This is a genomic window from Microvirga aerophila, assembly GCF_003332305.1.
Classification (GTDB): domain Bacteria; phylum Pseudomonadota; class Alphaproteobacteria; order Rhizobiales; family Beijerinckiaceae; genus Microvirga; species Microvirga aerophila.
In genome coordinates this window covers 1-18,049 of sequence record NZ_QOIO01000042.1, presented here as the reverse complement: position 1 = coordinate 18,049, position 18,049 = coordinate 1, and the positions used below count along the sequence as shown (strand labels likewise).

Sequence of the window (18,049 nt, the reverse complement as noted above, 5' to 3'; positions counted from 1 at the left end):
GAACACTTGGAGGAGCACGCTCATGGCCACCGATGCCCGCTCGATCTATGTCACAGCATTGCGCAACACTCATGCGATGGAGCAGCAAGGCCTGCAGCAGATGGAGGTTCAGGTCTCACGCCTGGAGAGATATCCGGACTACGCGGCGCTCCTTCAGCGTCATATCGGAACCACACGCCAGCAGCTGGCTCGCCTCGAACAGGCTCTTCAATCCGCAGGCGAGAGCATCTCCAGCATCAAGGAGACCGTCACCACGGTGGCCGGCACTGTCGGCGCGACCGTGCATGGGCTGTTTCAGGACGAGACCCTCAGGAACCTCTATGCGGGCTACGCTTATCAATATGAGCAGATTGGAGCCTACCGTTCTCTGATCACCATTGCAGAGACTGCCGGCGAGACGGCGCACATCTCGGCATTCCAACAATCGGTGCGGGAGGAGGAACAGGCGGCCCAGGAGGTCGCCGGCATTATCGAACCCGTCACCCGCCGCTATGTGGAACTGACCACCAGCGGGGATAAGGCCGACCGCTAAGCGACCTACTCCCCTTCGATCCTAGATGCCAGTCGTGTCGCCGCCCAAAAAGGGCGGCGACACGCAATTTTCTTTCTGGCGGCCAGCCTCAGTAGTAGCGCAGATCCGTCGCCTTGCCCCAGAAGATGCGATAGGCGAAGGCCGAATAGGCGGCGATGATCGGCAACACCAGCAGTGCACCCACAAACATGATCATCAGCGACTCGGGCGCGGCGGCCGCCTGCCACACGGTTAGCTTGTCCGGAACGATGTACGGGAAGAAGCTGTAGGCAAGGCCGTGGAAGCCGAGCATGAAGATGCCGACGGCTCCGACGAACGGCATCCAGCAGAAGCGGTCCGTGCGCGTAGGCAGGTGCGGCAGCACGATGCTGAGCCCCACGAAGAGGCCTGCGGTCACGAGGGGAATAGGTGCAAGGAGAACGAAGTTCGGCAAGCTCAGCCACTTGTCCCAGATGCGTTCCGATACAAGCGGCGTGACAACGGACACCGCCACCATGCCGATCCCCGACAGGAGAAGGGTGCCCCGAGCCCAAGCCACGGCCCGGCGCTGCAGCTCGCCTTCGGTCTTCATAATGAGCCAGGCCGCCCCGATGAAGGCGTAGCCGGCCACAAGGCAAAGGGCTGTCAGCAGGGCGAACGACACGTTGGCGGGGGTGCGCTCAAAGCCCACGATGTAGAGCCCGAGCATGTAGCCCTGCATGAGGGCAGCCAACGTGGAGCCCCCTACAAAGGCGCGGTCCCACCAGACCTTGTACCCCACAGCCGACTTGGCCCTGAACTCGAACGCGACGCCACGCAGGATGAGACCCAGCAGCAGGCCGGCGACCGGGAGGTAAAGTTCTCCCAGGATTGCGCCGTGAGCCTGCGGAAAGGCGACAAGGAGCAGGCCAACCGCGAGCACGAGCCAGGTTTCGTTCGCGTCCCAGAACGGGCCAATCGAGGCGATCATCCGGTCTCGGTGCTCTCCTCGTACGGTGCCGCTGAGAATGCCCACGCCAAGGTCATAGCCGTCGAGTACCACGTAGAGAAGGACGGACAAGCCCATGAGACCCGCAAAGGCCACGGGCAGCCAGGTCGCAGGAGTGAAATCCATGATGATGTTCCTTTACAGGGAGGCCGCCACCGCGTCGCCTGCAGCCGTCGCGCCTCCGGCGCCGACGGGCTCAGCAGGGCTGTGGTCGGCGGGCGCGGCAGACTTGCGCGCGAGGTAGAAGATCGTCGCGATGTAGGCTGCCAGGAGTCCAGCATAGACGAGCAGGTAGCCGATGAGCGTCGAGGCGATCATGGGGGCTGCGACGCTGGACGCAGCCTGCTTGGCGGTGAGGATGCCTGTCACGAGCCAGGGCTGACGGCCGATCTCGGTGACGTACCACCCGGACAGGGTGGCGATCCAGCCGGCAAAGGTCATCGCGACCAGCACCCGAGCGACATAATGGTGAACCTGACCGCTGCGGCGCACCTGCCAGGCGGCGAGCCAGGACATGGCGAGCATCAAAAGCCCAGTACCCACCATGATCCGGAACGCGAAGAACACGGGCGCGACGGGCGGACGGTGCTCGAAGCTGTTGATGCCCTTCACCTCGCCGTTCCAGTCGTGGGTGAGATAGAACGAGGCGATGTTCGGAATCGCGATCTCGAACCGGTTCGACTTCGTGACCTCGTCTGGCAGGCCGAAGACCACCATGGGAGCGCCGTTGCGGGTTTCCCAGATGCCCTCCATAGCGGCGATCTTGGCCGGCTGGTGCTCCAGGGTGTTGAGGCCATGCATGTCGCCGACGAAGATCTGGATCGGGATTAGGGCAGCAGCCAGGAAGACGCCTGTACGAAGCCCCGCCATGACGCCCGGCGAGCGGTCGCGCTGCAGCCAGCGGAAGGCCGAAACACCGGCCACGAGGAAGGCGGCCGTGAGACCGGACGCCAAAAGCATATGGGTGAGGCGGTAGGGCATGGACGGGTTGAACACGATGGCCCACCAGTCGGTCGCGTGAGCAACGCCGTCGCGCATCTCGAAGCCGGCCGGCGTCTGCATCCAGGAGTTAAGCACGAGGATCCAGAACGCCGAGATGGTGGTGCCAACGGCCACCAGAACCGTTGCCAGCGTGTGGATCCGGTTCGAGACCCGGTTCCAGCCGAACAGCATGATGCCAAGGAAGCCCGCCTCCAGGAAGAAGGCCGTCAGGATCTCGTAGGCCAGCAGCGGGCCGGCGATGTTGCCGACCGTGTTCATGAAGCCCGGCCAGTTGGTGCCGAACTGAAACGACATGGTGATGCCGGACACCACGCCGAGCGCAAAGCTGAGGGCGAAGATCTTCACCCAGAACCTGTAAGCATCCATCCAGGCGGCATTGCCCGTGCGGTTAAAGCGCAGCTTGAAAAACAGCAGCACCCAGCCGAGCGCGATGGTGATCGTCGGAAAGAGGATGTGGAAGGAGATGTTCGCGGCAAACTGGATGCGCGCGAGAAGGAGAGGGTCGTCCATGGTATCTACTTGTCCTTGCCGCTGCCGCGGCGGTTCTTGGAGCCTGATGTCGGAAAGAGGCGGTCCTTGACGTCGAGGATCTTCTGGACCTTTGTGCCGAGCTTCAGGAGCTGCACGAGGCGCTCCGTCTCAAGGCGCTGCATGTCAGCATACCAGTCGGTGAGGAGCTCGAAGAGATCGTGCATCTCCCGCATCCGGGCCTGCGCATGACGCTCCTCAGCGCTCGCTGGCTCCTGCATCAGAACTTCGCGGAGGAGAGTGAGCGTGGGATCGATCTCACGCTTCTTGCGCTCCTCCACCAGGGTGCGGACGATCTGCCAGATGTCGTCCGGCGTGGAGAAGTAATCCCGCCGGTCGCCTGGCACGTGCTGGAGACGCACAAGGTTCCAGGATTGGAGCTCCTTCAGGCCCATGCTCACGTTGGAGCGCGAGACCCCAAGCCTATCGACGATGTCCTCGGCGTTCAGAGGTTCGCTGGAGAGGAAGAGCAGGGCGTAGATCTGCCCGACGGTACGGTTGATGCCCCACCGCGATCCCATCTCGCCGAAGTGCAGCACGAAGGTTTGGATGAGGGGTGGGAGATTCACGGTCCATCCTGAAGTTTCAGTATTTTCTGAAATATCGGGATTGAGCACGTTGTCAACAAGGGGCAGGATGCCGCGTTTAGATGAGTTTTCGCGTAGCCTGAGACGCTAACCAAGCCCGCACGCTAGAAATAGCATCAGGCACTCCAAAGCACCCATAGACAGAGGCAGCACAGTAATCCTTGAATTTGAGGAACACCCGCATGAGCCTCTTTTTGTTAGCGCATGCGAGCGCGTGGCTCGCGGCCATGAGAGGTGCCATCATGCAAGTTGACAGTCTGGAGACCCTTTACACTGCCTGTATTGCCAAGCTTATGAATGCCGAGCAGCAGGGACTGCAAGCCTACGATGCCATGCTGCAGAAGGCTCGACACCCGAAACTGCGGCAGGTGCTTGAGCGGCATCGCGCCGAGACCGAACAACAGATCCAGCGCCTGGATCAGATCATCCAGCGTTCCGGTGGCGCGACCATGCAGGTTGAAGACGAGATCATGCCGGCCATCTTGCGCGAGAACCAGAAGATGCAGGCCATGATCGGCAGTGACGAGCTTTCAGACGTATCGCTGATTGCCGGTGCTCAGATTGGTGAGCACTACGAGATTGCAGCCTATGGCACCGCAGCGGCGCATGCCAAGCTGCTCGGACGCTAGGAGGATCTACAACTTCTTCTGCAAACATTGGAGGAGGAGAAGCGCACGGACGAGTTGCTGACCCAGATCGCTGAACGCTCGGTCAATCAACAAGCTCCAGCATAAACTCCTTCGAACCTCAGGCACGGCGGCGTGCCCGCCTGCTCATCAAACCCAGACAACCAGGACATCATGTTCTTTCAACGGGAGAGATCCGTTGCCATGGCATGCGGGCAGAGCGTCTGGGACTGGCGGCCAGGATCATCATCATCTCGGCAATGTTCTCGGGCGTCACCAGCCCCACAAGACGAGCCTCGCTGTTGGTGACGCCAATGGCCGGCAAGCGTCCGTTCTGCATGAGGCGCAAGGCGTCCTCAAGCGGCAGGCGGTGGTGGAGGACTGGGATGTCGGAGCGCATCACTTCCACCACAGGAGTCTGCGGACCCCGCTCCCGCAGGGCGCGGATCATGTCGTCACGCGTGAGCACGCCGCGCAGACCTCCTGCACCGTCAACAACCGGGAACTCGTGCTGGGTGGTCTTGATCAGGCACTGCACCGCGTCCTCGACGCGGCTGCCGGGTGTCAAGGTCTCAAACTGGGTGATCATTGCATCGGACACTAGCATACCACGTGACACCTGGCGCATCTGGACCGCATGGGCCTCCGAGGCCGCGCCCAGATAGACGAACACCGCAATGAAGATCAGAAGCGGGTTGCCCATCAGGCCGAGCAGGCCCAGTCCGAATGCCACCACCTGCCCGACTGTGGCGGCAATCTGTGTGCCCCGGCTGTAGCCGAGGCGGTAGGCCAGAACAGCCCGGAGCACGCGTCCGCCATCCATCGGAAAGGCAGGAATGAGGTTGAAGACGGCTAGAAAGATGTTCACAGACGCGAGACGGGCCAGAAGGCTGACCCCTGCGTTCTGCACCTCCATGCTTTCCCGCGGCAAGACACCCCCGAGCAGCAGATACAGGACAGCGGCAATCGCGAGATTGACCGCCGGGCCAGCCAAGGCGACGATTAACTCCTGGGAGGGCTCCTCGGGGATGCGCTCAAGCCTGGCCACGCCGCCAATCGGCAGGAGGGTGATGTCCGGGGTCTGTACGCCATAGCGTCTGGCCGCCAGAACATGGCCGAACTCGTGCAGCAGAACGCACAGGAAGAGCAGAAGAATGAAGATGACGCCCTGGAAGGCTGCATCGCGTCCCCCCTGCGCATAGTGCGTCACAGCAATCCAGACGAGGAAGAGGAGAAAGGTGAAGTGCACACGGATAACCGTGCCCTTCACGGAGCCGATAGGAATGGACCAGCCCATATCCTCTCCTTCCAAGGTGTTCCTGATGTGGGAACGTCTGACGTCAGGGACAGGTTCTCAAGCCATGTGGCGACCCGCTCCTCACCACGCCGACTTCATCTTGCTCGGTTGAAATCCCCGGGTCGAGCATCGGCCCGGCTAAGGCGAGCCACCGTTTCGGTCAGTTGCTCACGCGGAGCCGGCTTCTCCAGCCAGGGCACCCCTTGCAGCTCATCGGGCACACTAGGTGTGAACGGCAGCCCCGAGTAGATCGCGAAGGGCGTGTGGCGCTCTTTCAGCTCCTGAGCAACGAGCAGTGATGTGCCGTCCTGAAGCATCACGTCCAGTACTGCAACTTGCGGTGTGTGGTGCTCCAGCCATTGGAGAGCATCGGCACAGGACAGGAACGGACCGGCCACAGAGAACCCGGCGTCCTCCAGATACGCCTCCAGTGACAGGCCGATCAGCACTTGGTCTTCAACGATCATGCAACAGGGGCCAGTCATCTCATCAGATCTCCTGCTGTCCAGGGCGAAGGCACTGCCGGAGAACTAAACCGGTCGAGCCTTTGCGCGGGCAATTGGAAGGGGACGGTCACCCCTACGACAAGGCACCGACAGAGGATTGCCGTCGTATCACTCTGTCGGGGCCGAGGGGTGAACCAGAACACCAAATTGTCTCGATGGCTGCTGTCCTGAGGGCAGCACTCCGGTTTGCTGGATCAGTTGCCTGCCGGAAGAATGACGCTGTCAAGCACGTGGATGACGCCATTCGATGCAGCAATGTCGGTCGCGGTGACCTTGGCTTCGTTGATCATGACCCCACTGCCGCTGGTGCTGACCGTCAGTGCCTTGCCATTCACGGTCTTGGCCTCTCGGAGCTTGCCAACATCAGCCGCCGTCACGCGTCCAGGGACCACGTGGTAGGTTAGAATGGCCGTGAGCCTGTCCTTGTTCTCCGGCTTCAGAAGGCTCTCAACCGTTCCGGCCGGCAGCTTTGCGAAGGCGGCATCGGTCGGCGCGAAGACAGTGAATGGTCCCGGACCCTTGAGGGTGCTGGCGAGACCGGCTCCACTGAGCGCCGCCGTCAGGGTTTTGAACTGCCCGGCCGCGACGGCTGTGTCAACGATGTCCTGTTCGGCGGCGCGGGCACTTGTCCCGGCGCTCATTATGCTGAGCGCAGTTGCTGCGGCGACTATCACATTCGCATTTTGGAGTTTCATCGCTCGTGCTCCTTGCACGTGGGTTAGGACGGTGATCCTTGTCGGCCGTTGAGACCACTACGCCGGCCTAACTAATTGAATAATGCGAAAATCATATTTCTTGCTACTCAAATTATCGTGAGATGGATATCGGTTATCGTGTGATGAAAATTACGCTATCCTGAATTGATCCTCACGATAATGAAGGTGTGCGATGCTGTCAGAGACCCTGGTCACCGGGCTGGAGCAGTACAGGATTGGCGAAAAGATCCGATCCCTGCGCCTGAAGAAGAAGCTCGGTCTCGCGCAGCTTGGCGAGCACACCGGCCTTTCCCCCGCCATGCTCTCGAAGATCGAGCGCGGTCAGCTCTTCCCGACGCTACCGACGCTGCTGCGGATCGCTTTGGTGTTCGGCGTCGGGCTTGAGCATTTCTTCGTCGAGCCGTCTGAGCGGCCGACGATTGCTGTGGTTCGGCGGGAGGACCGCTTGCGCCTGCCGGACCGGCCAGGGGAGGAAACCCCATCCTACTACTTCGAGAGCCTCGATTTTCCGGTCACTGACCGCAAGCTGCAGGCGTTTTATGCAGAATTCCCGGCCCAGTCGAAAGTGTCCGAGCTCCACCAGCACGAGGGTGCGGAACTCATCTATGTGCTCAAAGGCCAGCTTGTTGTCAGCATCGCTGGTGACGACGTCGTTCTGAATGAAGGAGACGCGATGTACTTCGACTCGGGGGCACCGCACAGCTATCGACGGGAGGGGCGGTCGCCATGCTCGGCCATCGTCGTGACCGCGCCCAAGTGAGTGCGTGTTGCGGCACACCTATTGCGTGGAAGGAACTCGGGCTGTCCGTGCCGTCGAGGAGAAGGGTGGTCCAACCTAACGCGGCTATGAACGGAAGCTGATCGAGCGTGCGTTACAATCACCAACGCTCCCGCAGTGCCATGCCTGGCAACTAAATTTGCTGTCACGCTGAAACCAACCTGGTCTCCTCCAAGTTCGTCTGGAGCAGCAGCTGGGCGGTTTGGCAGCTTGAGCGAACCGCTCCCCAGCAAGCAGGAGCTACCCATGGATCGTCGCCTCCTTCTGGTCAGCCTGACAGCCGCCGTCGCTGCCCCGGCCTTCGCTCAGCAGAGTAACCCGGGTGCCGGAACGTCACCCAACACCACAGCACGCAGCGGACTGCTCGGACCAAACGAGATGCAACACATCCAGCAGACGCTTCAGCTCGGCATGGTGGCCTTGGAAACGTCGCGCATTGCTCTTCAGAAAGCCCGCAACGACAACCTGAAGCAGTTCGCTCAGTTTGAGACTGACGAACAGACAACACTTGCTCAGGTCCTGCACACCATGATGGACCCGACAGCGCCAGCAGCCACTGGTGCCACAACGCAGAGCCAGTCAGCGCAAACGGGTTCGTCCGCCTCCTCGACGCCAGCGACGGCAGCAAACTCTGCGGCTCGGGCGCCTGACTCCGTGCTCGATACCAAGGGGCGCGAGATGATCCAGAAGCTGCAGCAGGCGTCGGATGCTGAGTTCGATAAAGCCTACTTGGCGGGCCAGATTGAGGGCCATCGCGACCTGTTGCAGGTTCAGGAGCGGTATCTGTCATCAAACCCGCAGAACATCAATCACGTCAATGTGGTGAAGCTCGCTCGTGGACAGATCAAAGAGCATATCGCGCTTCTTACCAATATTCAGAACGTCGTCCGCTGACCGGCCAACACGGATACCGAAGTAGGGCTTCCTAGTCAGGCCGTGTCAGGCTGCCGACATCGGGCGAGCACGACCGTGTCGGCCCAAAACCTGGTACGGAGCCGTATTAAGCCAATTGTGCACATCATGCGATAGTTGAACGCTCGCAGAGGGCAGGGACTATCCTGTTTCAACTCATTGGACGGTAGCATTGACTCGCACACCGCAGGATGAGGAGACCTGCTCAAGAGCTTAGGCATTAAGCCTCCGATAGACACGCCTGACTTCATCGAGGATGCAGCTGCAGCTACATTCTGCAGGCTTTGGCTAGAGCGGTGTGATCCTAATTTGGCTCATAGAATATAGATAGCAATCCGCAACGGTGAGGGTGAGATTATCAACGCCATGAGGCAATCGGGTGTTGTCACATTAACCCGGGTTTGGCCGTGACTGTGTAGACAGACTGGCATGAGCAAGCCCATCAGCTACAAACGCCATCGCTTTCCGCCTGAGATTATTGCCTATGCGGTCTGGTTGTATTTTCGCTCTCCTCTGAGCTTGCGACTGGTCGAGGAGATGCTGCTCGAGCGCGGCATCGTCATCTCCTATGAGACTGTCCGCCGGTGGGCGCTGAAGTTCGGGCGGGCGTACGCACGCCGCCTCAGGCGCAAGACGCCAAGCCGCTACGACATCTGGCACTTGGATGAGGTCGTGGTCACGATCTCTGGCAAGAAACACTGGCTGTGGCGGGCGGTTGATCAGGACGGCTATGTGCTTGATGAGATCGTCCAGGATCGACGCGATACCAAGGCCGCCAAGCGCTTGCTGAAGCGTCTCTTGCGGAAGCAGGGCGGCCCACCCCGGCGAATGATCACCGACAAGCTCGGCTCTTACGCGGCTGCCCAGCGTCAGGTCATGCCAGAAGTCGAGCACCGCTCGCACAAAGGGCTCAACAACCGGGCCGAGAACTCGCACCTGCCGCTGCGAAGGCGAGAGCGGGCGATGCAGGGCTTTCGGTCACCCGGAGGCCTGCAGCGGTTTGCCAGCGTATTCTCGGCTACTCGCAATCTTTTCGTTCCACCCCACTCCCGCCGCTCCGCTCTTGCAACTCATCTTCACCGCCTCAATGCCATGGCGGCGTGGAACGCTGCAGCCTGCGTTGTCGCGTGAGCCGCTCAGGAAGCGAAGATTGCCTTAAATCGTCCGACCTCAGTTAATGTGACAAGACCCCCGGAAGGTATCCTGGTGGCACGATCTGGCCGTCCTGGGCTGGCAAGGTGCTCTGGTCGCAGGAGCTCGCAGCGCCCGTCGCTCAGCAGGCGATCTGGGCTCCTGTCATGTGAACGGGCGTGATGGGTTTCACGTCGCGACCATTCACGGCACAGGTGAGGCGTGCCTCGGACCGGCATTGAGGGCCCTTCGGCGGACCAACCCGTGGCCCTACGGCAAATTGCACGGTAACCTCTCCGGGGGCCGTCTTAAGGAAGCCCTCAATGGACGACAGCCAAGTTTCGGCTACGACGTCGTCCGTAGCGCGTGCTTCAGTCAGCGCCTGCTCAACACAGGCTGCTGCGGCATCTTTGGGACGGAGAGGCTCGGGTAAGGCGGGCTGCGCGATCGCTGCTGTCGTCTCAACATCAGGCACTTGCTTCACGTCGGACACTTGAAGCTCAGACGCCTCCGGATCCCCATGGAAGCCGTTGATCACCACGAGCGCCAGAGTGCCAAAGACCGAGATCGGCACCAGCAAGCGCTTCAGCTTGCTAAGCAGCGGACCGCGGTTGAAGAGCACGGGCTCGCACGCATAGACGAAGGCGGCACCGAGGGTAAGGAGGATGATGACTCGAAGCATGAACTCTGCTCGCGCGATAGCGTACGAAGGGACTGACCCGCGGTGGGAACTCCCTCAACTTAGGGCAGGATCCCCACTGGCGCTTGCGACACGCCTTGCTTCTCACTCTCACGGTTAAGGATGTTCTAAAAATCCCGTATCGCACTGTGAAGGATGCTGCCTACACTGGCCTGAGACTTGGATGGATCGGCCGCAGGCCTTCGCTTTGGTGTCCCTAAGGTTGATCAGCTGCTTGTTCGGAGAAGTTGTCGCATGAAGAAGTTGGTCACGAGAGCCGGTGCTGTCACAACCGCTCAGGTGGATGGTTATCACATCGAAGAACGGCTGCTTGACCGCATCCTGATCGAGGTCAGCGACAAGGGTGGCGGGAGCCTGGAGGTCGCCTTTCATGAAAAGGATCAGCGCTACCTGTCGCAGTTCTCCGCCGCGCAGCATGCTCATTGGCTGAATGTAGCGATGCTCCATGTCGAATCCGGATGTGCGCTCGAGACACTCCAGGGTGAACAGGCTTGGATCACTGACGAGGCTCCCACCAAGCCGATGTCTTACATCACAGCGATGAGGCCAGCTCGCCAGGAGTTTGAACTTCCACCCGAACTGGAGTTCCTGAGGCGCACCTCACCCAGCATTTAGCCTCCCATCAACATAGTCCTGAATGGAGGAGTGGAGCAGTCCCGGACTGATAGATGCTTGCATGGGAAGGCCTTCTAATGGCACTTCCAAGAAACAAGCTGAACGTCTGCTCAAAAAAGGACCACCGGACGTGCCTGAACGGCAGGGGATTGTCGCGGCCTGGCCCAGAGCTGACTCTAGCTGTTTCAACATAGTTTGCGTCTGCCACGGTTCCGTAACTCTCGTTCCCCGAATTTCGAGAGCACCCTGAAGTTGGATAATCAGGAATGGAGCCTGGGATTGGACGGCGTCTGCCCTGACATGGCCATGAGGGTCTTCGGCACCACATTCATCAGGTCCTAACAGTTTGTGAGCTTTTCGAGCCATGGCGTCCTCTGAATCGGCCGGATCGGCGAGAACATCATCACCAACTGGTTTCTCGCCCGTGGCTTCGTTCACTCGCAGACCATCGTCGCTCCGATGCCGCCCCGCCGGATGGGAACAAGGCAGATCCGGACGGCTTTCCGCCTCCATGATCTTGCTGCCGGACCGGGCCATCCTAGTTCCCCATGGTGATGGTCCAACCCGACCGGACGGCAGCAACAGGCAGCGTCCACGTCCGGTCTTTCCGAGCGTTTCCTGGCGTAACGACGTTCACGAACCCCAGCCGCGAGGACCGGTGCCATGCCCAACAAGCACTTCGTCATCGAACGCGAATCCGAAACCGCCGATGGCATCGAAGGGAACAATTCCAGCATTGCGCCCTACATTTCGGGCGATGGGCGTTACGTCGCGGCGTTCGGTAGCAAACGCCACCAATCTCCTTCGCTACAGCCTCCATCTCGACAAAGGCCATCTGCCACTGGTGGACGCATTCTGGTCAGTGACCCTGCATGATCGGCAGGTTTCCTCGGAACTTGGCGGTCATTGCTACCGAATAGCCCTTTATGGCACTCCTGAAAGGATTGTCCGGAGTAACGATAGGATTGATGCTCGGTGGCCCGGCGAAGGGACTGCACCCATGGTGTCCATGACTATCGAGCTGCGCAACGTCGAGGGAACGCAAGCCGCACTGGGTTGGGCGGGCGGGCACACCGTAGTGGTGGATCGACCGGACGGAAGGGCAGGAGGCAAGGGCCTTGGCTTCAATGGCGGCCAACTCCTGGCACTGGCGATCGGAGGGTGCTTCTGCAACGACTTGCGCTATGTCGCCGATGCGGCGGGAGTGTCTCTGGGAAGAATCGCTGTCAGCGTCACGATCGAACTCGAAGGCGACCCCTTGCTGACGACGGCTGCCACCATGACAGTCTCGTGTGAGACACTGGACGGCTCCGATCCTGAGGGGATGATAGAAAGAGCAAGGGCGACCTGTATGGTGAGCAACTCGCTTCGAGCTGGCATCCCGGTGACGATCCGATCGGTTTCATAACAAAGGGAGTGTCAGTCGTCCCAACTGAGAATATCCGGTTCCTCCATGCACTTACCCGCTCCCTGGTGGTCTTTGCTACCGAATGCCGTTACTTCGCCTACTCAAGCTTCGCCCCGAACCTCGTCCCCGGCGATACCAACAACATCGAGGACGTTTTCGTCTTCGACCGGAAACGAAGCACCACCGAACTCGTCTCGGTTGCCACCAACGGCGACCAGGGCAGTGATTTCAGCGTCCCGTCAGGGATGTCGGCCAACGGCCTTGGTCGTGTCAAAACGCTGACGTGTCGCTCGCTTGAGCAATTTCATGTCTTGCGAGGCCGTGCTAACCGGAGATTCCTCGGCGCATGAGGCCGAAATTGTACAGATAGTTCGCCGGGATCGGACCCGTTCGCGTTTTGACACACGCTGGGCCGATTCGTGGTTTTCTACAGCCTTGCCTCGAACCTCGTTTCGGGTGACGAAAACGGCTTCCTGGACGTCTTCGTCCATGATCGGAAGCTGGGTACCACCGAGCGGGTTTCCGTGGCCGGCGATGGCTCCTAGGGGAACGGCGACAGCTTTTCGGCCTCAATATCGGATGATGGCCGCTTCGTGACCTTCGCCAGCTACGCGACGAACCTCGTGCCCGGCGACGACAACGGCACGTCGGACGTCTTCGTTCATGACCGGAGGAAGGATACCACCACGCTCCTGTCCCAAGGCACCGACGGCACCTCCGGAAACGGTGATAGCGCCGACCCCTCGATCTCGGCCAATAGCAAGCACGTGGTCTTCACGAGCGCGGCCCCTGACCTCGTGCGGGGCGACGACAACGCGTTGCCTGATGTCTTCGTGTCATCACGGCTCGATTGGCTGGTCTAGGAGACAGGCTCGAGGCCACTCCTTCAATCAGGCCTTCCACGGTAAGGGCCACGCTCAGCACGGCCTCACCCTGCCCCGGATGGGGAGACTGTCTCTCCATCCGCGGTGAGGACCTCGAAACAGTAATGCTTGAACAGAACGGGCAGAAACGGGTCCAAGACAAAGAGCCCGGTGCCGAGCCGCGCGAGCTCGCGCGCAGCGGCATCATCGGGACAGTCATGGCCGACACCATTACGGGCGACAATTCGGGAGCCCGGTCTGAGATGGAAAAAGCAGCGGGGCATCATGCCCTCCTCATCCCACAGGCATGGGCGCAGACGCGAAGCCGCCTCACACACCGTCGGCGGTGTCGAGCCGGTCGCACGCCTCCCGCAGAATTTGCCACACCCGTGCGACATGCGCCTCGGTGGTGCGGATGTTGCCGACGGCGAGGCGCAGGGTGAAGCGGCCGTGGAGCTTCGTGTGCGAGAGGAACGCCTCGCCGGATGCATTGACGGCATGCATGATCTGCTCGTTCAGGCGGTCGAGGCGGGCGGCGCACTCGTCGGCGGTCTCGCCGTCGCGGGGCGGGCAGGCGCGGAAGCAGACGAGGCTCAAGGGGACGGGTGCGAGCAGCTCCCAGCCCGGCGCGGCTTCGACCCACGAGGCGAACAGGCGTGCTAAGCGGCAATGCTCGCGGATGCGCGCGGCGAGACCGTCGCGGCCGAAGTAGCGCAGGACCATCCAGAACTTGAGGGCGCGGAAGCGGCGCCCGAGCTGGATGCCGTACTCGGAGTGGTTGCGGACGGCCTCCTGCTCCCGGTCGAGCGTGCGCAGGTACTCGGGCACGAGCGAGAAGGCGCGGTGCAGCAGATCCATCCGCCGCGTGTAGAGGACGGACAGGTCGAAGGGCGTCATGAGCCACTTGTGCGGGTTGAGCACGAGCGAGCCCGCGCGCTCACTGCCGTCGAGGATGTGGCGCAGTTCGGACACGACCGCAGCCGAGCCTGCATAGGCGGCATCGACGTGCAGCCAGAGCCGTTCGCGCCCGCACAGCTCAGCGATGGCTGGCACCGGATCGATGCTCGATGTCGAGGTAGTCCCGACGGTGGCGATGACGCAGAAGGGCAGGTGGCCGGCGGCCCTGTCCTCTTCGATGGCCCGCGCGAGCGCGGCAGGATCCATGCGGAACTCGGCATCCGTGGGGACCTTGCGCAAGGCACGCTGGCCGAGGCCGAGCGTGATGACGCATTTCTCGACCGACGAGTGAGCCTGCTCGGATGCGTAGACGCGCAGCAGCGGCAGGTCCGCGCGCCCGCTCATGCCGTCCTCGCGCACGCGCAAATCGAGACCCTCGCGCGCAGCGGCGATGGCGTGGAGGGTCGAGACGGAGGCCGTGTCGTAGATGATCCCCGAGAAGGCCTCGGGCAAGCCGATCATCTGGCGCAGCCACGAGAGGGTGATTTCCTCGAGTTCCTGAGCGGCGGGAGCCGCCCGCCAGAGCAGCGCCTTCGTGTCGAAGGCGGCCGAGAGCATCTCCCCGAAAATGCCGGGCGCCGAGGTGGAGGTGGCGAAGTAGGCGAAGAATCCCGGATGGCCCCAGTGCGTGAGCGCCGGCACGATGAGGCGGTCGGCGTCCGCGATGATCGCCTCCATCGACTCGCCGGCTTCCGGCGGTTCGGCCGGTAGTCTCGCAATGAGGTCGCCCGGCTCGACCTGGGCGAGGACGGGAAGCCGTTCGACGCCCTCGAAGTAGTTGGCGATATAGTCGACGACGGAACGGCCGTAGTGCCGGAACCCTTCGGCACTCATGTCGCCGAGCGGTGGGGCGACCCCATCCGGAACTGCCACGTTCAAGGCTTCCGTTGTCGTCGCGCTCGGCAGCACACCCAGCGTTTGCTCCTGAAACTCGTCCTGAGGCATCGCCGGGCCTCCATCATGGCAGTACGGCACGGGTGCCGGGCAGGCGGATGAACGTCAACAGGATAGCGGAGAAACGCTGCGGGCAAAAGCGGTGGTCGGTCGTGGCAGTCCCATCGGTCCGGTGTCGAGGCAGGCCGCACCAGCCGGCGGGACGAGCACCGAAGGCGGCCCTAACCAGGATCGGGCGACTGCCGCCAGGGAAGTCCAAGCCGGCTTGGATGCGACGACGCCCGGGCGAGCGTCACTAGCCTCAAGCACTCCTGCGCATGCCGGAGGAAAGTACGTCGTCGCGGGAAAGGTGACCAAGTTCTCGCGGTGCGGACGACATATGGGCCATGTTGTCTCCATGACCTTTCCGCTCCTGAAGGTGACATGACGGCCCAAAATCGGGATAGTTGTCGTCGCGCATGTGGCAGGATCGAATGAAAAGGAGCCACACATGGCTGACGCCATTGTCCTGCGAGAGCACGGTGGGCCGACGTCCCTTGAGCTTGAAAGCATTGAGACTGGCCGCCCTGGCATCGGAGAGCTTCGGATCAGGCAGACGGCAATAGGCGTCAACTTCCATGACGTCTACGTGCGGTCTGGCCTGTATCAGACCCTTGCCTTGCCGGGCATTCCGGGCATCGAAGCTGCTGGCGTGGTCGAGGAGGTGGGCCCTGGCGTGTCTGGCTTTGCCGTCGGTGACCATATCGCGTACGTGACGGCCGGTTACGGTGCCTATGCTTCGGAGCGCATCCTGCCGGCGGATCTGGCGCTCCGGCTGCCGTCTGCAATCAGCGACGAGGTTGCGGCGACCGTGCTGCTGAGGGGCCTTACGGCAGATATGCTGATGCGTCAGGTGCACCGGGTGCAAGCCGGAGACGAGGTTCTGGTCCATGCCGCCGCCGGCGGTGTTGGGCGCCTGTTGTGCCAATGGATTAGCCACCTCGGCGCGACCGTCATCGGCACTGTCGGCAGCGCCGCCAAGGCTGAACTGGCCCGTAAGGCGGGGTGTCGGCACACGATCCTCTACCGCGAGGAAAACTTTGTCGAACGGGTGCGCGAGCTGACCGGCGGACACGGCGTTGGCGTGGTCTACGACTCGGTCGGCCGGGACACCTTCTTCGGTTCCCTCGACTGTTTAGCTGTTCGCGGGCATCTGGTGAACTTCGGTCAGTCATCGGGGAGCGTCGCTCCCTTCGAGGTGTCCCGGCTGGCCGCCCGGTCGAACAGCGTGACGCGGCCCATCCTGTTCCACTACATTGCCCTGCGGGAGGCCCGTGAACGCATGGCGGCGGACCTGTTCGATCTCCTGGCCCAAGGCGTGCTGTCGGCCGAGCCCGGCAAAGCCTTTCCGCTTGCCCAAGCGGCTACCGCTCATGCCGAACTGGAATCCCGGCTGGCACCAGGTCCGCTCCTGCTGATCCCTTGAGGCAGGTTATTCCTTGAGACAGGCGCCAATCCGGGGTTGGGGACGGATGTGGGACTGGGGCGGACAGCTTCACCGAAGCATGCATCGCCACACCTATGCACATGGACGCTATAGGCAAGCCTGGTAGTGCACCCGTCAGCCGAGATGGTGCAGATCTTCCCAGCGTCAGGGAAGGTCAGGACCTGGCGCATCCCGGAAGTAGGCCCAGAGTCCGCTCTCACGACGAACATCGGACGCTCCTGGAGGTCGAGAGATCGGCAGAGGATGGCCCACAGGAGACTTTCGCTTCTGGTGAGTTTATCGAGACACGGGTGCTTCACTCCGCCAGCTCCACCGCATCTGCAACTTAAGGCGATCTTGCACAATCAAGCGGATCGCCGACAGATTAGCTTGACCGCAACGGCAGCCGTGAGGTCATGGGCTTGAAGATCGAGATCGACTTGTCCGATGCAGGCACCATGGGAGCGCGGATCCAAGCGCACGATTGGTCTGGTTCACCGCCTGGCCCGCCCGAGATCTGGTCCGCCTCGCTCCTGGTCACACTCAGCAACATGCTCCGCTCCAAATTTCCCACCTGCGTGGCCTGGGGACCAGAGCTGATCATCTTCTACAACGATGCTTACCTGGCGCTGCGTGGCACACGACCAGAGGCGCTCGGACGCCCTCTGCCGCAGGCGTGGGCGGAGTTCTGGAACCCCGTGTCTGCTTTCGCGACGCACGCCCTCCGGGGAGAGGCAGCCTACGTTGAGGACGTACCGGTCGGCGTCGTGCAACGCCACGGTTATCCTGAGGAGACCTGGTGGACCGCCTCGTTCAGCCCAATCATGGAAGATAGCCGCACGGTCGGTGGCATCCTTATCACCTTGCAGGAAACGACTGAGCGGGTGCGCACCGAGCAGCGCCTGCGGTTCCTGGTCGATCTGAGCACCCGCCTACGCGGGGTCGCGCAGGCACAGGATGTCATGACCACAGCAGCCGAGATGCTAGGCTCACACCTGAAGGCGAGCCGCGTCGGCTATGCCGAGCACGGCGAGAGCGGCAGGGCCCTGGCAGTCGAATGCGATTGGACCGATGCGGGGATTCCAGCCTCTGCCGAACAGCACCGTGTCAGCGATTTCGGCCAGCTCATCGAAAGCGAGCTGAGGGCAGGGCGCACCATCCGCATCGACGATGTTCTGGCCGATCCGCTCACCGCGGAGGAGACGATCGCGGCCGAGTTTCTGCGCACCAACCGACGCGCCAGCATCATCGCGCCGCTGATCCGCGACGGGCGGTTCGTGGCGGCGCTCTATGTTCATCAAGCCGAGCCGCGCCACTGGCGTGAGGATGAGGTGGCGCTCGTGCAGGAGGTGGCGGAGCGCACCTGGACTTCGGTCCTGCGAGCCCGGGCCGAGACAGCCCGGCGGGAGAGCGAAGAGCGTTTCCGGCAGTTCGCCGAACACTCGACTGACGTGCTCTGGATCCTCGATGTCGAAACCAAACAGATGGAATACGTCAGCCCAGCGTACGAGCGGGTCTGGGGGCGCTCTGCGGACGCGCTCCATAACCGCGACCAGTGGCTTGAA

General features: G+C 61.8%; 20 protein-coding genes and 1 pseudogene. 12 read left to right on the top strand and 9 right to left on the bottom strand.

Features of this window, described 5'->3' with window-relative positions; translation table 11 throughout:
* Window positions 1–22 precede the first annotated feature (22 nt).
* Window positions 23–532 (top strand): DUF892 family protein, encoded by a 510-nt coding sequence (locus DRB19_RS20275; protein WP_114187849.1) that lies wholly within the window; start codon window positions 23–25, stop codon window positions 530–532.
* Window positions 533–620: 88 nt separating this feature from the next.
* On the opposite strand, the gene DRB19_RS20270 is transcribed toward DRB19_RS20275, so the two are convergent.
* From DRB19_RS20270 to DRB19_RS20260, 3 genes are read right to left on the bottom strand one after another with little or no spacing between them, the layout of a single operon-like run.
* The gene (locus DRB19_RS20270) at window positions 621–1,625 is read right to left on the bottom strand and encodes a cytochrome d ubiquinol oxidase subunit II (protein ID WP_114187848.1); all 1,005 of its coding nucleotides are present in this window, start codon (window positions 1,623–1,625) and stop codon (window positions 621–623) included.
* A 12-nt stretch (window positions 1,626–1,637) separates the two neighbouring features.
* Complete coding sequence (locus DRB19_RS20265; protein WP_114187847.1) at window positions 1,638–3,011, bottom strand: cytochrome ubiquinol oxidase subunit I; 1,374 nt, start codon at window positions 3,009–3,011, stop codon at window positions 1,638–1,640.
* Between the two features lie 5 nt (window positions 3,012–3,016).
* Window positions 3,017–3,598 (bottom strand): GbsR/MarR family transcriptional regulator, encoded by a 582-nt coding sequence (locus DRB19_RS20260; protein ID WP_114187846.1) that lies wholly within the window; start codon window positions 3,596–3,598, stop codon window positions 3,017–3,019.
* A gap of 200 nt (window positions 3,599–3,798) precedes the next feature.
* On the opposite strand from DRB19_RS20260, the pseudogene DRB19_RS20255 reads away from it, so the two are divergent.
* Window positions 3,799–4,350, top strand: a pseudogene (locus DRB19_RS20255) (YciE/YciF ferroxidase family protein).
* Window positions 4,351–4,414: 64 nt separating this feature from the next.
* Here DRB19_RS20255 and DRB19_RS20245 read toward each other — a convergent pair.
* The 3 genes from DRB19_RS20245 to DRB19_RS20235 all read right to left on the bottom strand — a co-directional run bounded on the left by DRB19_RS20245 (window position 4,415) and on the right by DRB19_RS20235 (window position 6,740).
* Complete coding sequence (locus DRB19_RS20245) at window positions 4,415–5,539, bottom strand: site-2 protease family protein (protein WP_114187844.1); 1,125 nt, start codon at window positions 5,537–5,539, stop codon at window positions 4,415–4,417.
* 95 nt (window positions 5,540–5,634) lie between these two features.
* Window positions 5,635–6,006 carry a response regulator gene (locus DRB19_RS20240; protein ID WP_162815776.1) on the bottom strand — a complete coding sequence of 124 codons (372 nt, stop codon included), beginning with the start codon at window positions 6,004–6,006 and terminating at the stop codon, window positions 5,635–5,637.
* Between the two features lie 233 nt (window positions 6,007–6,239).
* The gene (locus tag DRB19_RS20235; protein WP_114187842.1) at window positions 6,240–6,740 is read right to left on the bottom strand and encodes a fasciclin domain-containing protein; all 501 of its coding nucleotides are present in this window, start codon (window positions 6,738–6,740) and stop codon (window positions 6,240–6,242) included.
* Window positions 6,741–6,933: 193 nt separating this feature from the next.
* On the opposite strand from DRB19_RS20235, the gene DRB19_RS20230 reads away from it, so the two are divergent.
* The 3 genes from DRB19_RS20230 to DRB19_RS20220 all read left to right on the top strand — a co-directional run bounded on the left by DRB19_RS20230 (window position 6,934) and on the right by DRB19_RS20220 (window position 9,582).
* Window positions 6,934–7,521 carry a helix-turn-helix domain-containing protein gene (locus DRB19_RS20230; RefSeq protein WP_114187841.1) on the top strand — a complete coding sequence of 196 codons (588 nt, stop codon included), beginning with the start codon at window positions 6,934–6,936 and terminating at the stop codon, window positions 7,519–7,521.
* Window positions 7,522–7,785: 264 nt separating this feature from the next.
* Complete coding sequence (locus DRB19_RS20225) at window positions 7,786–8,433, top strand: DUF4142 domain-containing protein (protein ID WP_114187840.1); 648 nt, start codon at window positions 7,786–7,788, stop codon at window positions 8,431–8,433.
* 447 nt (window positions 8,434–8,880) lie between these two features.
* Complete coding sequence (locus tag DRB19_RS20220) at window positions 8,881–9,582, top strand: IS6 family transposase (RefSeq protein ID WP_114187839.1); 702 nt, start codon at window positions 8,881–8,883, stop codon at window positions 9,580–9,582.
* A 142-nt stretch (window positions 9,583–9,724) separates the two neighbouring features.
* Here DRB19_RS20220 and DRB19_RS20215 read toward each other — a convergent pair whose 3' ends face one another.
* Window positions 9,725–10,264, bottom strand: coding sequence for a hypothetical protein (locus DRB19_RS20215; protein ID WP_114187838.1), 540 nt, complete (start codon window positions 10,262–10,264; stop codon window positions 9,725–9,727).
* A gap of 252 nt (window positions 10,265–10,516) precedes the next feature.
* On the opposite strand from DRB19_RS20215, the gene DRB19_RS20210 reads away from it, so the two are divergent.
* From DRB19_RS20210 to DRB19_RS20195, 5 genes are all read left to right on the top strand, one after another.
* Window positions 10,517–10,897, top strand: a complete 381-nt coding sequence (locus DRB19_RS20210) for a hypothetical protein (protein ID WP_114187837.1) — start codon at window positions 10,517–10,519, stop codon at window positions 10,895–10,897.
* A gap of 663 nt (window positions 10,898–11,560) precedes the next feature.
* The gene (locus tag DRB19_RS30070; RefSeq protein ID WP_147023384.1) at window positions 11,561–11,773 is read left to right on the top strand and encodes a hypothetical protein; all 213 of its coding nucleotides are present in this window, start codon (window positions 11,561–11,563) and stop codon (window positions 11,771–11,773) included.
* 124 nt (window positions 11,774–11,897) lie between these two features.
* A complete protein-coding gene (locus DRB19_RS20205) occupies window positions 11,898–12,305 on the top strand; it encodes an OsmC family protein (RefSeq protein WP_114187836.1) in 408 nt (135 codons plus the stop codon).
* Window positions 12,306–12,313: 8 nt separating this feature from the next.
* Window positions 12,314–12,655 carry a hypothetical protein gene (locus tag DRB19_RS20200; RefSeq protein ID WP_114187835.1) on the top strand — a complete coding sequence of 114 codons (342 nt, stop codon included), beginning with the start codon at window positions 12,314–12,316 and terminating at the stop codon, window positions 12,653–12,655.
* A 243-nt stretch (window positions 12,656–12,898) separates the two neighbouring features.
* Entirely contained in the window at window positions 12,899–13,168 is a 270-nt protein-coding gene (locus DRB19_RS20195) for a hypothetical protein (RefSeq protein ID WP_162815775.1), read from the top strand.
* 65 nt (window positions 13,169–13,233) lie between these two features.
* Here the strand turns inward: DRB19_RS20195 and DRB19_RS20190 are convergent, their stop codons facing one another.
* The gene (locus DRB19_RS20190; protein WP_147023383.1) at window positions 13,234–13,452 is read right to left on the bottom strand and encodes a DUF6894 family protein; all 219 of its coding nucleotides are present in this window, start codon (window positions 13,450–13,452) and stop codon (window positions 13,234–13,236) included.
* A gap of 46 nt (window positions 13,453–13,498) precedes the next feature.
* The gene (locus tag DRB19_RS20185; RefSeq protein WP_210207503.1) at window positions 13,499–15,100 is read right to left on the bottom strand and encodes a pyridoxal phosphate-dependent decarboxylase family protein; all 1,602 of its coding nucleotides are present in this window, start codon (window positions 15,098–15,100) and stop codon (window positions 13,499–13,501) included.
* 409 nt (window positions 15,101–15,509) lie between these two features.
* On the opposite strand from DRB19_RS20185, the gene DRB19_RS20180 reads away from it, so the two are divergent.
* Together DRB19_RS20180 and DRB19_RS20175 are read left to right on the top strand one after the other, a co-directional pair.
* Complete coding sequence (locus tag DRB19_RS20180) at window positions 15,510–16,484, top strand: quinone oxidoreductase family protein (protein ID WP_114187831.1); 975 nt, start codon at window positions 15,510–15,512, stop codon at window positions 16,482–16,484.
* Between the two features lie 416 nt (window positions 16,485–16,900).
* A partial coding sequence (locus DRB19_RS20175; protein WP_114187830.1) for a GAF domain-containing protein occupies window positions 16,901–18,049 on the top strand: 1,149 nt, incomplete at its 3' end.